1 protein-coding gene is annotated in these 254 nt (G+C 40.6%); it reads left to right on the forward strand.

Going from position 1 to position 254, the window contains the following annotated elements; translation table 11 throughout:
• Positions 1–254, forward strand: a 254-nt coding sequence (locus BPMYX0001_RS32515) for a serine hydrolase domain-containing protein (RefSeq protein WP_157753683.1), incomplete at both ends; no start/stop codon positions are given.

A 254-nucleotide genomic window follows, 5' to 3' on the forward strand; every position in this document is an offset into this window, starting at 1 on the left:
AAGAGAACCGCTTGAATCTAGACGACTCCATCGAAAAATGGTTGCCTGGTGTCATTCAAGGAAACGGATATGATGGTAACCAGATTACTATCCGGCAGATATTGAATCATACAAGTGGTATCGCTGACTACATAAAGTCAAAAGACTTTGATATTATGGATACAAAAAAAACGTATACGGCTGAAGAATTCGTAAAGATGGGGATTTCTCTTCCCCCAGACTTTGTCCCAGGAAAGGGCTGGTCTTATTCAAAC

The sequence above is a fragment of the Bacillus pseudomycoides DSM 12442 genome, assembly GCF_000161455.1.
Lineage (GTDB): Bacteria > Bacillota > Bacilli > Bacillales > Bacillaceae_G > Bacillus_A > Bacillus_A pseudomycoides.